At 60.2% G+C, this 14529-nt stretch carries 14 protein-coding genes; 5 read left to right on the top strand and 9 right to left on the bottom strand.

The annotated features are described in order from the left end of the window. Positions 1–11 precede the first annotated feature (11 nt). The 3 genes from AC5RWA_RS11470 to AC5RWA_RS11460 form a co-directional block, all read right to left on the bottom strand. Positions 12–692 carry a hypothetical protein gene (locus tag AC5RWA_RS11470; RefSeq protein WP_494057700.1) on the bottom strand — a complete coding sequence of 227 codons (681 nt, stop codon included), beginning with the start codon at positions 690–692 and terminating at the stop codon, positions 12–14. Positions 693–795: 103 nt separating this feature from the next. Further along, on the bottom strand, positions 796–2205 hold the full coding sequence (locus tag AC5RWA_RS11465) for a DUF5129 domain-containing protein (RefSeq protein ID WP_494057877.1): 1410 nt from the start codon (positions 2203–2205) through the stop codon (positions 796–798). A gap of 74 nt (positions 2206–2279) precedes the next feature. Next, complete coding sequence (locus AC5RWA_RS11460) at positions 2280–3050, bottom strand: SDR family NAD(P)-dependent oxidoreductase (RefSeq protein ID WP_494057699.1); 771 nt, start codon at positions 3048–3050, stop codon at positions 2280–2282. A 193-nt stretch (positions 3051–3243) separates the two neighbouring features. Here AC5RWA_RS11460 and AC5RWA_RS11455 point away from each other — a divergent pair, with 193 nt between their 5' ends. After that, positions 3244–4137: a universal stress protein gene (locus AC5RWA_RS11455; protein WP_494057698.1), complete on the top strand. Its 894-nt coding sequence runs from the start codon at positions 3244–3246 to the stop codon at positions 4135–4137. A 79-nt stretch (positions 4138–4216) separates the two neighbouring features. Continuing rightward, the gene (locus tag AC5RWA_RS11450; RefSeq protein WP_494057697.1) at positions 4217–4897 is read left to right on the top strand and encodes a DUF998 domain-containing protein; all 681 of its coding nucleotides are present in this window, start codon (positions 4217–4219) and stop codon (positions 4895–4897) included. Between the two features lie 56 nt (positions 4898–4953). Here AC5RWA_RS11450 and AC5RWA_RS11445 read toward each other — a convergent pair whose 3' ends face one another. Next, the gene (locus AC5RWA_RS11445; RefSeq protein WP_494057696.1) at positions 4954–5730 is read right to left on the bottom strand and encodes a hypothetical protein; all 777 of its coding nucleotides are present in this window, start codon (positions 5728–5730) and stop codon (positions 4954–4956) included. A 254-nt stretch (positions 5731–5984) separates the two neighbouring features. On the opposite strand from AC5RWA_RS11445, the gene AC5RWA_RS11440 reads away from it, so the two are divergent. Next, positions 5985–6404 (top strand): hypothetical protein, encoded by a 420-nt coding sequence (locus AC5RWA_RS11440; RefSeq protein ID WP_494057695.1) that lies wholly within the window; start codon positions 5985–5987, stop codon positions 6402–6404. 117 nt (positions 6405–6521) lie between these two features. Here the strand turns inward: AC5RWA_RS11440 and AC5RWA_RS11435 are convergent, their stop codons facing one another. Beyond that, the gene (locus tag AC5RWA_RS11435; RefSeq protein ID WP_494057694.1) at positions 6522–7718 is read right to left on the bottom strand and encodes an alpha/beta fold hydrolase; all 1197 of its coding nucleotides are present in this window, start codon (positions 7716–7718) and stop codon (positions 6522–6524) included. A 491-nt stretch (positions 7719–8209) separates the two neighbouring features. Beyond that, complete coding sequence (locus AC5RWA_RS11430; RefSeq protein WP_494057693.1) at positions 8210–9301, bottom strand: TerC family protein; 1092 nt, start codon at positions 9299–9301, stop codon at positions 8210–8212. 1019 nt (positions 9302–10320) lie between these two features. Between AC5RWA_RS11430 and AC5RWA_RS11425 the strand changes: the two genes are divergently transcribed. Further along, positions 10321–10917: a hypothetical protein gene (locus AC5RWA_RS11425; RefSeq protein ID WP_494057692.1), complete on the top strand. Its 597-nt coding sequence runs from the start codon at positions 10321–10323 to the stop codon at positions 10915–10917. Positions 10918–11753: 836 nt separating this feature from the next. Here the strand turns inward: AC5RWA_RS11425 and AC5RWA_RS11420 are convergent. The 3 genes from AC5RWA_RS11420 to AC5RWA_RS11410 form a co-directional block, all read right to left on the bottom strand. Further along, on the bottom strand, positions 11754–12131 hold the full coding sequence (locus AC5RWA_RS11420; protein WP_494057691.1) for a hypothetical protein: 378 nt from the start codon (positions 12129–12131) through the stop codon (positions 11754–11756). Next, positions 12131–12604 (bottom strand): hypothetical protein, encoded by a 474-nt coding sequence (locus AC5RWA_RS11415; protein WP_494057690.1) that lies wholly within the window; start codon positions 12602–12604, stop codon positions 12131–12133. Before AC5RWA_RS11415 ends, AC5RWA_RS11420 begins: the two co-directional genes overlap by 1 nt. Positions 12605–13918: 1314 nt before the next feature. Continuing rightward, on the bottom strand, positions 13919–14074 hold the full coding sequence (locus AC5RWA_RS11410; RefSeq protein WP_494057689.1) for a helix-turn-helix domain-containing protein: 156 nt from the start codon (positions 14072–14074) through the stop codon (positions 13919–13921). Positions 14075–14248: 174 nt separating this feature from the next. Here AC5RWA_RS11410 and AC5RWA_RS11405 point away from each other — a divergent pair, with 174 nt between their 5' ends. Further along, a complete protein-coding gene (locus AC5RWA_RS11405; RefSeq protein WP_181884692.1) occupies positions 14249–14488 on the top strand; it encodes a hypothetical protein in 240 nt (79 codons plus the stop codon). Positions 14489–14529 lie beyond the last annotated feature (41 nt).

Below are 14529 nucleotides of genomic sequence, written 5' to 3'. Positions count from 1 at the left end.
AATCCTGGCCTTTACGATCCGTGGATTGTGGAGTCGTGTCCGCTGTTTCGGGCGCGGTAGCCGTAGACCAGCAAGGCAATACCCGTCAGAATCACCACTGTCAGGACGGCAACGTCCTCGGCGATGAACAGTACCGCGGATTGAAGAGCGAAGATCACTCCCATCACGCCGAGAACGGCAGCAGGAATGAGGGGCCACTTCATTCTGCTGGTGCCATCGGAACCCCGGACCGGGACCACGGACAGCAAAGCAAAGGTGGCCGCCAGGCCCAGGAACAGCACAGCGGCAACGGGCGAGCCCTGCAACTCCTGCGGAAGGATGACGATAACTGCCAGCGTAGCTATGACCCCGGACGGAATCAGGGCCCACCAGTTGGTCCGTTCACGGAGGTAGACCGCGGCGAACCCGGCTGCCATGAACAGGAACAGGAAGGCTCCTGCCGCTCGGCCATCCGTGAACTGAGCGGCAGTGGCAACCGCGGCCAGGCCCAGGAACACCGAGGCGGGGATTGCCGCCCACCAATTGTCCCGGCGGCGCATAAAGAGCGACACGAACACGACCCCGACCGCCCCGAAGGTCAACGACGGCAGATACGCGGCACTCTCGAGGACGCCGAGGCGGTCCAGGAGCAACAGCACGCCGACCGCCATCAGGACGATGCCGGCCATGATGCTGATTGTTGTGGATTTCATGATTGCCTCCCGGAGTTCGGCAGGCGCCTCCGCCACTCTGCCTGTTTCAGGCTAAGGTCCCACCGGAACCGGGCATAGGGCACAAAGCCCCACGTTCAGCCGCCTAGAAACTGGATGAACTGCCGGAGCCTGAAAAGCTCCCGCCGCTGCTTCCGTAGCCGGTGGTGCTGCCACCCCCGCCCCGGGCCGAGCTGACACTGTTGACCCCCGTGTTGAACCCGGAATTGAAGGTAGAGACCGAGAAGAAGTTATACGACGGGTAGACGGTGCCCAGAATGCTTGGCTCGTAACTACGGCGGCCCTTGTGGCTGAGGCCATCCTGGGCCGCCTCCATCTCCTTGCGCATCAGCTCCGCTTCGCGTTCATTTTTCGCGTAGCCTTCAATGACCGTCTCAGCATGTCTTTGCAGGAGCACGGCCAGGCGGGACCGGGCATCGTAAAGGCGGTCCAGCGCCTTCTCCGGACTGCTCCGGCCATCGGCCAGCTCCGCAGTCCATCGCTCGATCTCGCGAAGGCTTTGGTCCCGGAAGGACCGCAGCGCCGCCGCGGTTGCCGACTCCCCCTGGCCATGGCGCTTGGCGAGGAGCTGTTCCAACCCGGCCAGATCGCCGCGGAAGGGTGCCAGCTGCCGGTCCCACGCGGTGGGCCACGTGTTGGCGTGGTTCAGGAGAGCATTGGTGTCCGCTATGACATCATCGAGTGCGTCGAGTTCGGCAGCTGCGTCTGCGTACTCCCTGGCGAGTTTAAGGTTCTTGCGGCGGCTCAACTGGCGTTTCGACAGCGCATGTACCCTGTTGGACAGTTCGCTGGCTGAGTTGTAGCGGTTAAGGAAAGTGCGGTGCTTCTCCAGCACTTGGCTTCCATACCTCGAGGATTCAGGAATTGTGCCGGCGTTCAGTTCCGTCACTTCAAGATCCATGCTGACATTGGCGTAACTCTGGTCCCCGCGCTCAATCTCTTTCCGGCCGGCAGATCTCGTGACAGCCCGCACGATGATCCAGGCTCCAGCGCCCAGGGCTGCTGTTCCCCCTGCCACCCAGGCTGTGATCAGGAAAGCGGCAGAGCGGTACCAGGGCTGGTTGATCAGCTCGGCGCCACGCCGGACGCCCGCGATGGTTCCCTCCGTCCACTGGGCATCCCGCAGGAGTTCCTTTGCAGCATCCTGGATGTCGTTCCGCTGTTCGAGGGACACTTTGCGGTCTTCGCCCATGTAGGTGCCGACGTGGCGTCCCACTGGATCAAGGGCGAAGATGAACAGCCCGTCCGCCCATTTCTGCCCGTCGGCGCTGATCCACTCCGGATGTTCGGTCCTGGCAAACCTCAGGACCTCTCCATTGAGGTTGTCCACGGCCGTGCCGTTGTAGGTATACACCACAACCCGGGTGGGTTCGTAGAACTCGATGTCCTCAAGCGCCCGGACCAATGTGTTCCGGTCCAAAACCCCTGCGGTGTCCTGAATCTCGATGGACACAGGCGGAACTGCAAGGGCGATGGCCGCGCCACCGAGCAGCATCACAACCAGGGCCAGCAATGAACTGATGATTCTGCGCACTGTGCTGCCTTTTCCTGTCTCCTGTGGCTGTTGGCTCAAATGGCGTTCCACCCGTTGTCGGATGCAAGCACCACGCCATTGATGTTTGAGCCGTCCCGGCTCAGCAGGAAGGTGATTGCGGCGGCCAGTTCACCGGCTTCAGCGATGGGCGGAACGTTTACCTGCATGAAGGGACCGAGCACCTCAGCTCCAAGCTGGGACTTAAATTCGGCATGGATGTTCGTTCTGGTGCCGCCGGGAGCCACCGCATTGACACGGATGCCGCGCCGCCCGTACATAACGGCTGAACTGCGGGTCAGGCCGATGACAGCGTGCTTCGAGGTGGTGTAAGCGGCACCTGCCGCGGATCCGCGCAGACCCGCCTCCGAAGAAACGTTAACGATGGAGCCGTATCCCAAGGCCAGCATAGGAGGCACCACCGCCCTCATGAGACGCATCATCGACGTGAGGTTGACGTCCAGGACGCGCTCCCATGTCGCGTCATCGAGCTCATGCACGGGCTGGAAAATGTCCATGATGCCTGCCACATTCGCCAGGGCGTCAATCTGCCCGCCTGCGGCAGCTACCACCCGTTGCACCGCGTCCTCCTGACTGATGTCACCTGCAACCGGCACGAAGCCGAGATCGCCGTGCTCGGCCACGAGCTTCTCCAGGCCCTCCTCGCTGAGGTCACTGGCAATCACCCGTCCACCCTCGCGGGCGACCCGCAAAGCGGTGGCCAGGCCTATGCCGGAAGCAGCCCCTGTAACGATGACGGTCTGCCCCTCAAACCGGCCGGGGGTGATGATTTCCTGCCAGATGGCCATGGGAAGCTCCTCGTTCGTAAGAATGGTTATTGCGTCCAGCCGCCACCTGGTGGTCTGCTTGGATCCGCGGGAACCGCGTGAATGCGTGGATATGGTAGGACCCCCATGCACTCAGAATGGAGTCCCGGAAGGAGCCGAAACAGGGCCGAAGGTCCCCCGGAACAACGGTGGATTGGATCAGGGTGAAGGAGCCATGCGGGAATTTGGATTCATCGTGGCAGGCTACGACGGTTCGGAAGAAGCCGGGGCGGCCGTCCGGTGGGCAGCGCTCCATGCGCGCCTGCGCGGTTCTCCCCTACGTGTGGCGCACTGTTCCATCTGGCCGCTGCTGACCAGCAATCTGGGCCCGGTTCCAGGTATTGCTGACAGCGGGCTGGAACGGTATGCCGAAGCAATCCTTGATGAGGGAGTCAACCACGCCAGGTCGGCTGCGCCTGAACTGGACGTTGAGGGCATCCTGTTAAACGGATTGCCCGCATCCCATCTCGCCCGGGTATCAGCGGATGAGCAGATGCTGGTTGTGGGGAGCCGAGGATTAGGCGGGTTCCTGGGACTGCTTGTCGGATCCGTGAGCCTGGAGCTGGCAGCCACCGCCGACTGCCCCGTTGCTGTGATCAGGTCCGATCTCCACCCCGCCGGTCCCGTCGTCGCCGCCGTCGATGGATCAGGTTCCCCCGCGGCAGTGGAAGATGCTTGTGCCGTGGCGGCCGCATCCCAGGCCGGCCTCACCATCGTCCACGTCCGCCACGCACCTGCCGGGTACCGGCCGCCGGATCCGCAACACACCCTGGCCGCGGAGGCAGCCGTTGAAAAAGTTCTCAGCTCAGCCATTGACCGCGCCCGCACCCTTGCTCCCGGCATCCCGGTCGCCGGCAAGGTCCTCACCGACGCGTCAGTCCCCCATGCCATCCTCAAGGCCTCGGCAGAGGCACGGCTTCTTGTGGTGGGCACCAAAGGCTTCGGGTTCATCAAGGAAACCATCGGATCAACGGCCCACGCGGTTCTGCACCACGCGCGTGGACCTGTCCTCATCTCCCGCCGCGGAGCCGGTCCAGACGGCAGCCAGTCCAAATCCGGGGACCTATGACCCTGCCGCCGTAGTGTCGCATCCGCCAATCTGGAGGAGATGCATTGTTGTAAGCATCGGGTTCAAAGGACACTCCTAAATGTCAGGCACAAAGCATCGTTTCCCCGGGATTAAGAGGGCAGCGCACCCTCAGAGCCTCCGCCAGGACGTGATCCGCAAGGGCTTCCTCGCGGCAGGGGCGCTGTCTTCGCTGCTGTACGTCGTCGCGACAGACGGGATAGCAGCGGCAAGGTGGGACGGCTACCGCCGTTCAGAACAGATGGTGAGCGAGTTGTTCGCCGTTGGGTCCCCCGGCCGGGATGTACTCGTCCCCTTCACATGGCTCTATACCCTGCTGTTTGCGGCTTTTGGGCTGGGCGTGTGGAACTCCGCCCGTGATAACCGCGCCTTGCGTGCGGCTGGTGGTCTGCTTATCGGATACGGGTTGTGGAACATCGTCGGAGGCCTTTATCCGCTGACTTTGGGCGACCAGACATCCGTGCCCATGCATATCGCTGCCACCAACTTCCAGTTGGCCCTTATGGTTGCGGCAATGTGTTTCGTTGCCGCGGGTTTCCACGGCCGAATGCGTATGTACTCGATAGCCTCCCTTGCCCTCTCTGCCGTTCTGGGCATGGTCGCATTCACGGCCGCCCCAGGACCAAATCTCATACTCGGTATTGGTGAGAGAGTCAGCATCGGGGCGTTTTTGCTCTGGGTAACAGTCCTCTCAGCCGCGCTGTGGAAGCGTCCTGCAGTTGACGGACCATCAAAGGGTTAGGCCGTCAAAAAGCCGTCGGGCCGGGCCACTGCCTTCCCGTGATGAAGCAGGTCCAGTCAACGGAGGCTTGCCGAACGCATCTGCCACAGGTTCCACCCGACCGCGAGGAACCAGACCGCAAAGACCAGCCACCACCAGAAGTAGCCCATACCAATTAGAGACAGAAGACTAACGCCAATGAGTTCTGAGGCGGCCGCGGCGATGCCCAGAAAGGCGGTCCATCTTGAAAACACTCCACGAAGCATAACGAGGGAAAGAATGAGGACGCTTACGGCGAAAACGGTCTCATACAGAGGATTGTATGCATCAAGGGGTGCGGTAACGGCTTCCGCCGCAGCGACGAGGTCCTGCCGTCGCTCAGGATCCGCAGCGGCGTACTGGTCGCTGAGAAATAGCATTCCAAGTGTTCCTGGATAGAAGGAAACGAACAGAAGTTGGCATGAAATCGCGAGGATGGATCCAACAGCTGCATAACCCTTCTCTACCTGTGACAAGGCAACGAAGATGGCCGCGAATACCGGAATGGCAAGGAAACCTGGCCCAAGGGTCAATGTCTGGAGAGCAAGCCACCACCCGCGATGGTCTGCGATAAATGTAAGCAACGTTTCGCCGTCAGATGTCCGCGGGTAGCCGACAGGGAAATACAAGAGCGCCGGCGCGACGATCCCCAGCACGACGTAGGCGAGGGCGGCGACCGCTCCGACAGTGAAGATGCCGTTCCAGGAAGGGAGCAACGCCCCCTTGTTGCTCCCGGACGCCGTTCGCGACGACTTGGACATAAAGCATTGCCTCGTCTCTATTGCGGATTCAGATGCCCCCGCTACGATCTTCACGAGGAAATCGAGAGGTTGTAAGGGCCAAAATACCTACAGTGGAGCATGCCCAAAGCGTGGCGCAACAATACGGTTTTGGCTGTCGGATCGCAAACGTCCGCGGTACACCAGATTCAAGGTGTTATGCCCAACAACGCTCAGGGGACGTTACCGTTCGAGCAGGACGATCATGAGGACCTTTGCCCCTTCCGGATGGTCCTTGCCAACAGCGAACGTGAGTGTGTGAGAGCCAAGACAGCACATTCGGAGGGACCATGAAGATCAAGGCGTCACTCGTCGCTCTGCAGTTGCTTGTTGGAGGTTTAGCCTTGGCCGGAGGCCTGATGATGCTAACCGGGAACATGGAGCTTGATCAGGCTTGGCTGCAGAAGACCCCATTCACTGCCTGGACGATTCCCGGGATCGCGCTGCTCCTGCTTCCGGGTGTTGGTGAGCTCCTGGCCGCCGCGGCGGTACTGTTGCGCTGGCGTTACGCCCGGCAATTGGCGATCTTCTCCGGACTCGGACTGGTGGCGTGGATTCTCGTGCAGTTGCTGTGGATGCAGGTCTTCCACCCTGTGATGCATCCACTCATCGGAGGCGCCGGGATTGCTATCACTATCCTGGGCTGGATGCTGTCCCCGAAAGCAGGCCTCTCCAGTCAACGACATATACCCGGGCACGCCAACGCTTGAGCATTCGAACACCGGGACTGCCGTCCCCGAATGGGAGCCGACGAGGAGCGGTCCCTGCTGCGTACTCCCACGTAACGATTCCCGAGTGAAAATCGCTGAAGTGTCCTCGACCTTACGCTAGCCCCTGGATAGCGGGCGCACCTGGGAGATCATCTCGTCGACGAACACATTCTGATTGTCAGCGCTGCCCAGGCCGTGCCCGCCCTCAAGCCAGACCAGCTTCTTGTCAGGGGCACTCACGGAGTTGTAGTACTCCTCAACCAGGGAGGCCATGGCGTTGACGTCATGCCGGCCGACGAAGAAGTACACCGGCACCTGCAGTTCCGGCGCCTGTTCCTTGAAGTCCAGGCCCTCGAGCTGCGGGTACACCATGTTAAATGTTTCGATCAGTCCTCGCGTGTGATTAATTTTGTCGATGTACCCGTATTCGGGGACGAAGAACGGGATGAGTGGCACGATGAACGTGAACCGTGGGGTGCCCATGATTTCGTTGAGCACGTTCAGGAAGGCGACGTAGGGGGAGACGACGTTGTCCCCGCGATACGGCGGTGGACCGTTGCGCCGCAGCTCCTCCGCCCGGCCGGAGTCGCCCTGCTCGTCGAGATGCTGCAGGGCCAGCTCGTAGCCCATGCGGTCGTTCTCGGTGGTGTTCACCATCTGGCCGCTGCTGACAAAGGCGTGATACAGCTCCGGGTGTTCCTGGACGAGCCAGATGCCGATGATGCTTGACCATGACACGCCGTAGATGAAGACTTTCTGCTGCCCGAATCGTTCCCGCAGCAGGTTGGTGAGGGCCACTGCGTCGGCCACGTACCGTTCCTTGTCCAGTTCGTTGAAGGGAACGGCGCCGTAGGATTTCCCGGTGCCCGGCTCGTCCCAGCTGACCACCGTGAAGTGCTCCTCGAGCGGCCGGAACTCCGGAGCGTTGAAGAATCCGCCGCCGCCAGGACCGCCCATTCCCAGGTTGAGCAGCACCGGGTTGGACGTGTCTTTGCCCCGGACCATGATCCATTGCTCGCTGCCGTTCAGCTCCACTTTCTCAACGCTCGCGATGCTGCCGGGCAGGGTGCGGCCGTCCGCACCGGTGATCGGCGCCGTCGTCGTGAATAACTGTGAGGCGATGACGGCAGCGGCGGCGATCAGCATCAGAACCCCCACCCCGGCCGGCTGGGCGAACGGTTGGCGGCGGCGGATAACCAACCAGACAACCCCCGCCAGCCACACCACGAGCAGGGGCAGCCAGACCGGGAGTGGCACCCCCGTGGTGAGGGGCAGCAGCACCACCGGCAGGAGCAGGACGGCTGCAGCGACCAAGGCCAGGGTCGTCTTCCAGGCAACAGCCCGACGGCGCGGGGACGAGGCCGGCCGATCAGGGGCTATTGCACGGCTGCTTGACGATGTCCAGCGGGAGTTCATGTCGTAGGGAAAAAGTCTCGAAGAAGATAGGCGCGGGGTAAGGGAGCGGGCATATTCGAGAATCCCGCACACCGTGACGGGCTTGTAGGGCTAAAGGTCCCGGGTATGCCGAGACTTTTTGATCCGGCGATATAACCTCTGTGCCGTCCATTGCCCAATCAACGACAACTTCGCCACAGCCTCGCGCCGCCAGAAGCCGTGCTCACGGCAGCCAAAGCCCAGCGTCTCTAAGCGCGGCTCTATCGTGGCTTCTCGGATATCAGAGGCGTTAGAGAACAGGCGCGGGAGTACCTGAAAAGGAGGCTGCTTTCTGCCGTCATTTCGTGGCGTTTCCGGACTCGCCGAGTCAGAACGGCTAGCAGTGCCCGGTTCACGATCGCGGAAGTGCCTTAAGAACGGGGGCCACGCTGCCCCCTCCGCGTCGGCATCGCCTTCTGGTCGACCTCGGATTCCTCGTTCCGTGGGTCGGCGGTGATCACGACTGGTTCGTTCTGAATCAGTCCGCAGTCGACCTTATTCTCCTCGCCGCGGGTCTTCAGCAAACTCGCGACGGTCGCTACGACGATGGTGGCGGCGATGAAGAGCAGCGAGAGCCAGATGGGGATCTCCGGCACCCAGAGGAGCGGTTCCCCGCCGTTAATGAAGGGGAGCTCGTTGACGTGCAGAGCGTGGAAGACGAGCTTCACGCCGATAAATGCAAGGATGACGGCCAGCCCCTGGGCGAGGTAAACCAGACGCTCGAGCATTCCGCCGATGAGGAAGAACAACTGGCGCAGACCCATCAGCGCGAACGCGTTAGCGGTGAAGACGATGTACGCCTCATTCGTCAGGCCGTAGATTGCTGGGATTGAGTCGACGGCGAAAATAAGGTCTACGAAACCGATCGCAATGATCGTGAGCAGCATCGGCGTAGCGAAACGCTTCCGGCCCTGCATGACGATGACCTTGTCCTGGTGATACTCGTTGGTGACGGGCAGGACCCGGCGAACAAGTGTCATGAATTTTCCGTCCGCGGGGTTGGAGTCGTGATGGCTGAACGCTTGCCGGTAGGCCAGGACGAGGAGCAGGGCACCAAAGATGTAGAAGACCCAGGAGAAGTTTTCGATCAGGGCCGCTCCGATGGCGATGAACCCGCCGCGCAGGATCAGGGCGATGCTAATTCCGATCATCAGCACCTTCTGCTGGTACTTCTTCGGTACTGCAAATCCGGCCATCACGATGAGGAACACGAACAGGTTGTCGATCGACAGTGCCTTCTCGGTGAGGTAGCCAGCGAAGTACTCACCGCCGAACGTCCATCCCGACACCGTGCCGATCCCCATCCCGAACAGCAGAGCGAGTCCGATGTAGAACGCGGACCAGCGCGCCGATTCCGCGATGGAGGGCTCGTGGGGTTTGCGCACGTGGGCGAAGAACTCGTAGACGAAGAACAGGATCGTCACGGCAATCGTGATAAGCCAGATCAGAGGTGTGACCTGCATGAGGATGCTCCCAAAGGGTCGGCGTGGACAGATACGCCAAGGTCTCCTCCGCCCGGATGACACCGGAACCGCCGACCCGAGATGCTTCAATGCATCCGTATTGACGGGCCGAACACAGACGGGAGTACTCCCCTTGATAAGAAAATCATAGCTGACCTAGACGTCGCCCTCCCCTTCGCTTTCAGCGCCGCTGCCAGCCTGAACCCGTGCCAGTGGCTGCGCGGCATCCCCGGCGCGCGGTTTTCCGTCCACTCCCCCGGAACGTGTGGGGCAGACCATGGGATCAGGAGCTGGGCCCAGGCTCAGGGACGCCGGAGGCTCCTCCTGGGCGGAGGCTTCGGGACCCCTCGCCGGGCGCCCACGCCCTGATCGTCCCAGCAGCAGGCGCTCTCCTCCTCACGCCGCGTGTGCGCAGGAAATGACATCGACAGTGTAGAGAATCGGAGGCGCGATGTCCTTTCTGGGCCGGATGCGGCCGCACCGGCAGTCGCGTAGCTGTTTGCTCTTGCCGGTTGGCTTGTAACGCCAGGGTTTCGAGCCGCGGAGGTTCCGAGAGACCGGCCTGGTGGAGAACCATAACGGCTACTGCTGAAGGATCCAAGCAGAGGTATCGCGAACAAAATGAGAAGAGTGCTGGGCGACACATTCTCGGAAAGAAGTGATCATTATCCGGGTCCTGCTGTGCAGGCTCAATATCGGGCACCACTGGCTGGCACAAACCACTTGTGAGCGAGCGACCGCGGGATTCTCGATTCGATATTTTCACTGGATCTTTCCTTGTCGAGAACTACGGCTAGACGGACTTGAACTCCCACGAGAGCAGCATTGCTATTCACCGGATACTCGCTCTATTTGGGATTTAGTTGCTGGCCTAGAATGCTGCTAACTGCGTACACACCAAAGCGTCAAGCCTGCGCCCGGGCAAGAACCACAGATCGGGAGGTCGCTGTGTGGCACCTCGTCTGACTGCAAGTGCGCGAAGACTCGGAATTGTTTCCGCCCTCTGCACGGTTTTCCTCATGCTCGCGTACGCAATCACTCTCGCCATAGGACTGCTGACGCTGCCGTCCCCGCAGGAACCGATAGCTGATCCCTATTTCTCCATCATGGAGATCCTGATCATCCTCACCGCACCGGTGATGGTCGCACTGATGGCAGCGATTCACGATTGGTCGGCGCCGGAATACAAGATTTTCAGTCTGATGGCACTCCTGTTTATGGCGTTGATGACGGGGCTCACCTGCGGGCTGCATTTTGTTATCCTGACGCTCGGTCGCCAGTCCGAGTTCACGGCGCAGCCGTGGCTGCCGGTGTTCCTGGAATTCAGATGGCCCTCGGTTGTCTACGCCCTTGACATCCTCGCCTGGGATGTGTTTTTCGCACTGGCAGTGCTCTGTGCCGCACCAGTATTCCGTGGTGGTCGCCTTGCCTCTTCGATCCGCATGCTGCTGGTGACCAGTGGCATCCTTGCTTTTGGAGGACTACTGGGAGTTGTCGCCAGCGACATGCAATTGCGCAACATCGGCATCGTCGGCTACGTAGGCGTGTTCACCGTCGCCGCGGTGTTGCTGGCCATCCTTTTCCACCGCGCGGCGCCGCAGGAACCCCTGCCTTGATAAGGAATCTGGGTCAGCCTTAACCGGCACACCTGACAGGGCCCCTGACTTGGTCGAGGCTATTCGAAGGAGGAGCGCCGGGTGTCAGCTGGCAGGGAATGTATGAATGGATCATGCCCGGTATCGGCCTTGTCCTGAGGTCGAGCGTCAAGATTTGTACACACAAACCAGCGAAAAAGCCTCTGACCTGCGGAAACACTGTGCCCGAGGTGGGACTCGAACCGTCTTCCAGGCCTTGCAAACACCAGGAACCCGCGAAAACACAGGGAATCCGAAGCAGTCCGGCGGCTTTACGGGCTACTCCGAGGCCAGGAGTGTGGACATTGTCCACACTCCTTTTCCCCCGAGCTGATGCTTGGGAACGCCACCTTTGAATCACTCTCCAAGGCCATCCGACTTCACCAGTTGTTAATAGACGTTGCCGTTGACCCGACTAGACGAACCCGTCCGGGACCTCGGTGTGACCGAATCCAGGCAGATCCGCGAACCATTCCACTGGGGCGATGCAGCGTTGGTGACGGCCGGGGCAGCTCCGGCTCCTTTCCATATCGTCAAGCTCGTCCGAGTGAAGCGGACATTTCAGGGCAACACTCAGCAGTAGACGCTGGCCTGGGGTGCCTTGCGGGTCCAGACGTTGGTGGAACCGGCCACCCTGTACTGGGCCTCTGTGGCGTACGTCCACGAGCCGCTGCTGCTCAGTCTTGGAAGGCTCTCTTTCTTTAACCAGCAGGTTTCACGGTGATAGGGATGAACTGCCACTTCAACGGGAAACGAGTTGAGGGCCGCACGGGGCTGGTAATGCCCGCTCGTACGGCCCTCAACACATGCTAGTTGGTTCAGATGGAGTTCGTGTTGTGACTTTGGTGGAATCGACCAAACCGCTGGAGGAACAGGAACATACCGACAAAGGTCACGAGGCCGAGGACGGGCCCTGCCCATAGGGCTATCGGGCTGCCATGGATGAGAACTGCTGCGCCTCCAAAGACAGCCCCAAGGATGCCAACCCCTGGATTGGCAGTAGCAAGTTTCCCTTGTACGTGGTGACCGATTTGTCTGTAGTGGATGCTCTGCAGAACCACGAACAGAACGAAGGCTAGGACCATCGCCACGGACCACGGCGGGTCCGTCATGGCCACAACACTAACCGTCACTCCGAACAGGGCCGACAACGCCAGCCAGTAGTTGCGCTCGGTTGATTTAGAAGTAGTCGTCATTAGCACCCTTTGTTGAAATCGATAGCGGAGCCGGCAAGCATCATGAAGCCGGAGCAGGCGATAGCCGCACCCGGCCCGAAGAAGCCCATAGCGCCACAGAAAGCTGCATTTGTTCCCCACCAAGCCCACATAGCCGCCCAGGCCGAGGGGCACTGTGGGAACATGGGCTTCATGGCCATGCTTCCCTTGCCGCCGCCTACCATGGTCGGCTCAGCCTTGCTGAACTTGGCCATCTTGGTGTTGTTAGGACCGTCTTTTACCTCAAGAGTTAAGTACCCTGTTTCTGTCAATGAAACCAGCGACTGAAGAACTTCAGTAGGCATGGAAGCAGCAAGGAACTTCTGTTGGAGTCCGGTGTCGAAACGACTATCCGAGGAGAGGTAAGTCATAAGCTCCTTGGAATTCTTGATCAGGCGGAGCCGCTCGTCGAAGCCCTCGGGGTCTGCTTTTTGCGCCTTATCCAAACGCCTCATGGCCTCTGCCTTTTGAGCTGCCGTGGGCTCGTGCAACACAACTCCAGATCCGCCCGCGCTTATCGTTTTATTCCCCGAAGCGTCAGCGGGCGCCACCGAAACAAAAACAAGCCCAATTACCGCAACAATGGTCGTTAATATCCAAGAAACTCTCGACCAAGACGTAGATGAATAAACCACTCTAGAAACCCCCAAATAACTAGATGTCACCCGCCCTGCTGAGCAGGCGTCAGGGCCCACAAATCTGTTAGAAACCCTGTCCGGGACAACCTAGGGGCTTTAAAAACGATGTGCAAGTCAAGTGCGACAAGTCTGTACCGACCCCGATGACGCAAGCATCCACGCGCGACTCTCTCGTCGGCGGTACAAGTCAAGTTACTTGTATAGAACAAGGAAGCGCCTCTCTTTATCGCAAGAAAGCAGTACGGTACTCACGCGCGGGTGGTCAGCCAGGTCACGTTTTTTCGAAGCGATCCTCTCCCTCCCCAGCACCGTAAGACGGTACCCCCAAGAAGAAAATTCGCTTCACGCACCCAAGGACCGTCTAGGAAATGCGCTCAGCCCTAATGCACCGCACAAGAACTAGAGCCACAGTCTACGAGCCCGCCGACTCAAGCTTCGAGGGGATGCAGTAGTAACGACTCCGCCCCACGCGCTTAACTAGCCCGCCACGGACAAAGCCTTCCAGAAGATCCAGGAGTTCAACGCGATTGAGGTTTGCCGAAACTCGTTTTTCGTGCGCTCTCCGAAGCTTATTCATTGCTGGCCGATCATCCATCGCGAGCGCGGCTTCTCCGGTGAGCGATCTGTGCAGAGCAAGCAAGTGTTGGACGTCGTGCCGGTTGAGCCCGGGTGTACGGCCCGTGTGATTGCGGTGGTTTAACTTGACGAATACATCCTCAAGTGTTGGCTCGGGGCGGTTCTCCGGGAAGCGACAGCCGCGGCAGACCCACGGGTTCTGAGTGGAACGGCGGGATTCTGGCAACTTGAAAATCCTGTCCCCGGGGATCCAAGAAGCTCCGCAAACACCGCAGACTCCGGAGTACTTGGAAAGGATGCCGAATCGCTCCTCAAAGTTTCCTCGCAGCTGATTCCTAGCAAACTGAGGTCGAGAATCAGGCAAGCGATGGAAGTTTGTCATATTTTAAACCTACGGCGTGCTGCCCGCCGCAGAAAGCGGGCGACTTCTGCGCAGTAGGCAGGGTCGTCGGCGAGACAGGGAACCCATCCGTCGTGCCCTGCGCCCCTGCTCTACGTTTCCCAGTCATTGATAGCGGCGATTCGATAGACGATGCGTACCTGCCAGTAACTCCGTCAGGTGATCTGGATTCGTTCGTCGCCTAGCTCTACCTCGACACGAAGCCGGCCGCCGAGCGCCTCCATGTATCTCCGCAAGGTATCGACCTGAGCACGATCAATGTCACCGTGCTCGATGCGGGAGACCCGGTTCTGGCTGACATGCAGGCGCACAGCCAGCTCGACCTGCGTGAGGTCAGAGGCTTCACGGAGCTCCCAAGCCGGTAAGCCCGGACCTCATCGAGCATCCGCTTCTTGAGGGCATCCACAGCAATCCGGTCCACCGGACGCTTAACCTGTAGTTCTTCCATGGACTTCGCCACTGTACTTCTCCCAATGGATCCTCAGATGATCATCGAACACCTGGCAGGGCGATGCGGTCGTCGTAGTCGCGGCGAAACCTCAGGCATCCTCGAGACGCTTCAGCAGCTCGACGTCATGGCTCATCACGAACTCAAGGCCCTCGCTAATTTCTTGCCTGTGCCGGTGACATTGGACGTCCGAACCGGCAACTGGGCCATAAAGCACCGACTCGGAGGTGTGCGCTTTGACAGTAGGCGCACCCGGACCGCGGTCACCGTCTTCTGAAACACGGAGGTTCATGTCCATAATTCGATGATAGTGAGCGG

Source organism: Arthrobacter sp. 210 2, assembly GCF_059093025.1.
Note: the sequence above shows the minus strand (reverse complement) of the source record. Positions and strands in the feature narration are given on the sequence as shown.

What these genes read in the sequence shown, in the direction of transcription:
- AC5RWA_RS11470 (WP_494057700.1), bottom strand. Translation starts at nt 692, where the DNA reads ATGAAATCCACAACAATCAGCATCATGGCCGGCATCGTCCTGATGGCG.
- AC5RWA_RS11465 (WP_494057877.1), bottom strand. Translation starts at nt 2,205, where the DNA reads ATGCTGCTCGGTGGCGCGGCCATCGCCCTTGCAGTTCCGCCTGTGTCC.
- AC5RWA_RS11460 (WP_494057699.1), bottom strand. Translation starts at nt 3,050, where the DNA reads ATGGCCATCTGGCAGGAAATCATCACCCCCGGCCGGTTTGAGGGGCAG.
- AC5RWA_RS11455 (WP_494057698.1), top strand. Translation starts at nt 3,244, where the DNA reads ATGCGGGAATTTGGATTCATCGTGGCAGGCTACGACGGTTCGGAAGAA.
- AC5RWA_RS11450 (WP_494057697.1), top strand. Translation starts at nt 4,217, where the DNA reads ATGTCAGGCACAAAGCATCGTTTCCCCGGGATTAAGAGGGCAGCGCAC.
- AC5RWA_RS11440 (WP_494057695.1), top strand. Translation starts at nt 5,985, where the DNA reads ATGAAGATCAAGGCGTCACTCGTCGCTCTGCAGTTGCTTGTTGGAGGT.
- AC5RWA_RS11430 (WP_494057693.1), bottom strand. Translation starts at nt 9,301, where the DNA reads ATGCAGGTCACACCTCTGATCTGGCTTATCACGATTGCCGTGACGATC.
- AC5RWA_RS11425 (WP_494057692.1), top strand. Translation starts at nt 10,321, where the DNA reads ATGCTCGCGTACGCAATCACTCTCGCCATAGGACTGCTGACGCTGCCG.
- AC5RWA_RS11420 (WP_494057691.1), bottom strand. Translation starts at nt 12,131, where the DNA reads ATGACGACTACTTCTAAATCAACCGAGCGCAACTACTGGCTGGCGTTG.
- AC5RWA_RS11415 (WP_494057690.1), bottom strand. Translation starts at nt 12,604, where the DNA reads ATGAGGCGTTTGGATAAGGCGCAAAAAGCAGACCCCGAGGGCTTCGAC.
- AC5RWA_RS11405 (WP_181884692.1), top strand. Translation starts at nt 14,249, where the DNA reads ATGATCATCGAACACCTGGCAGGGCGATGCGGTCGTCGTAGTCGCGGC.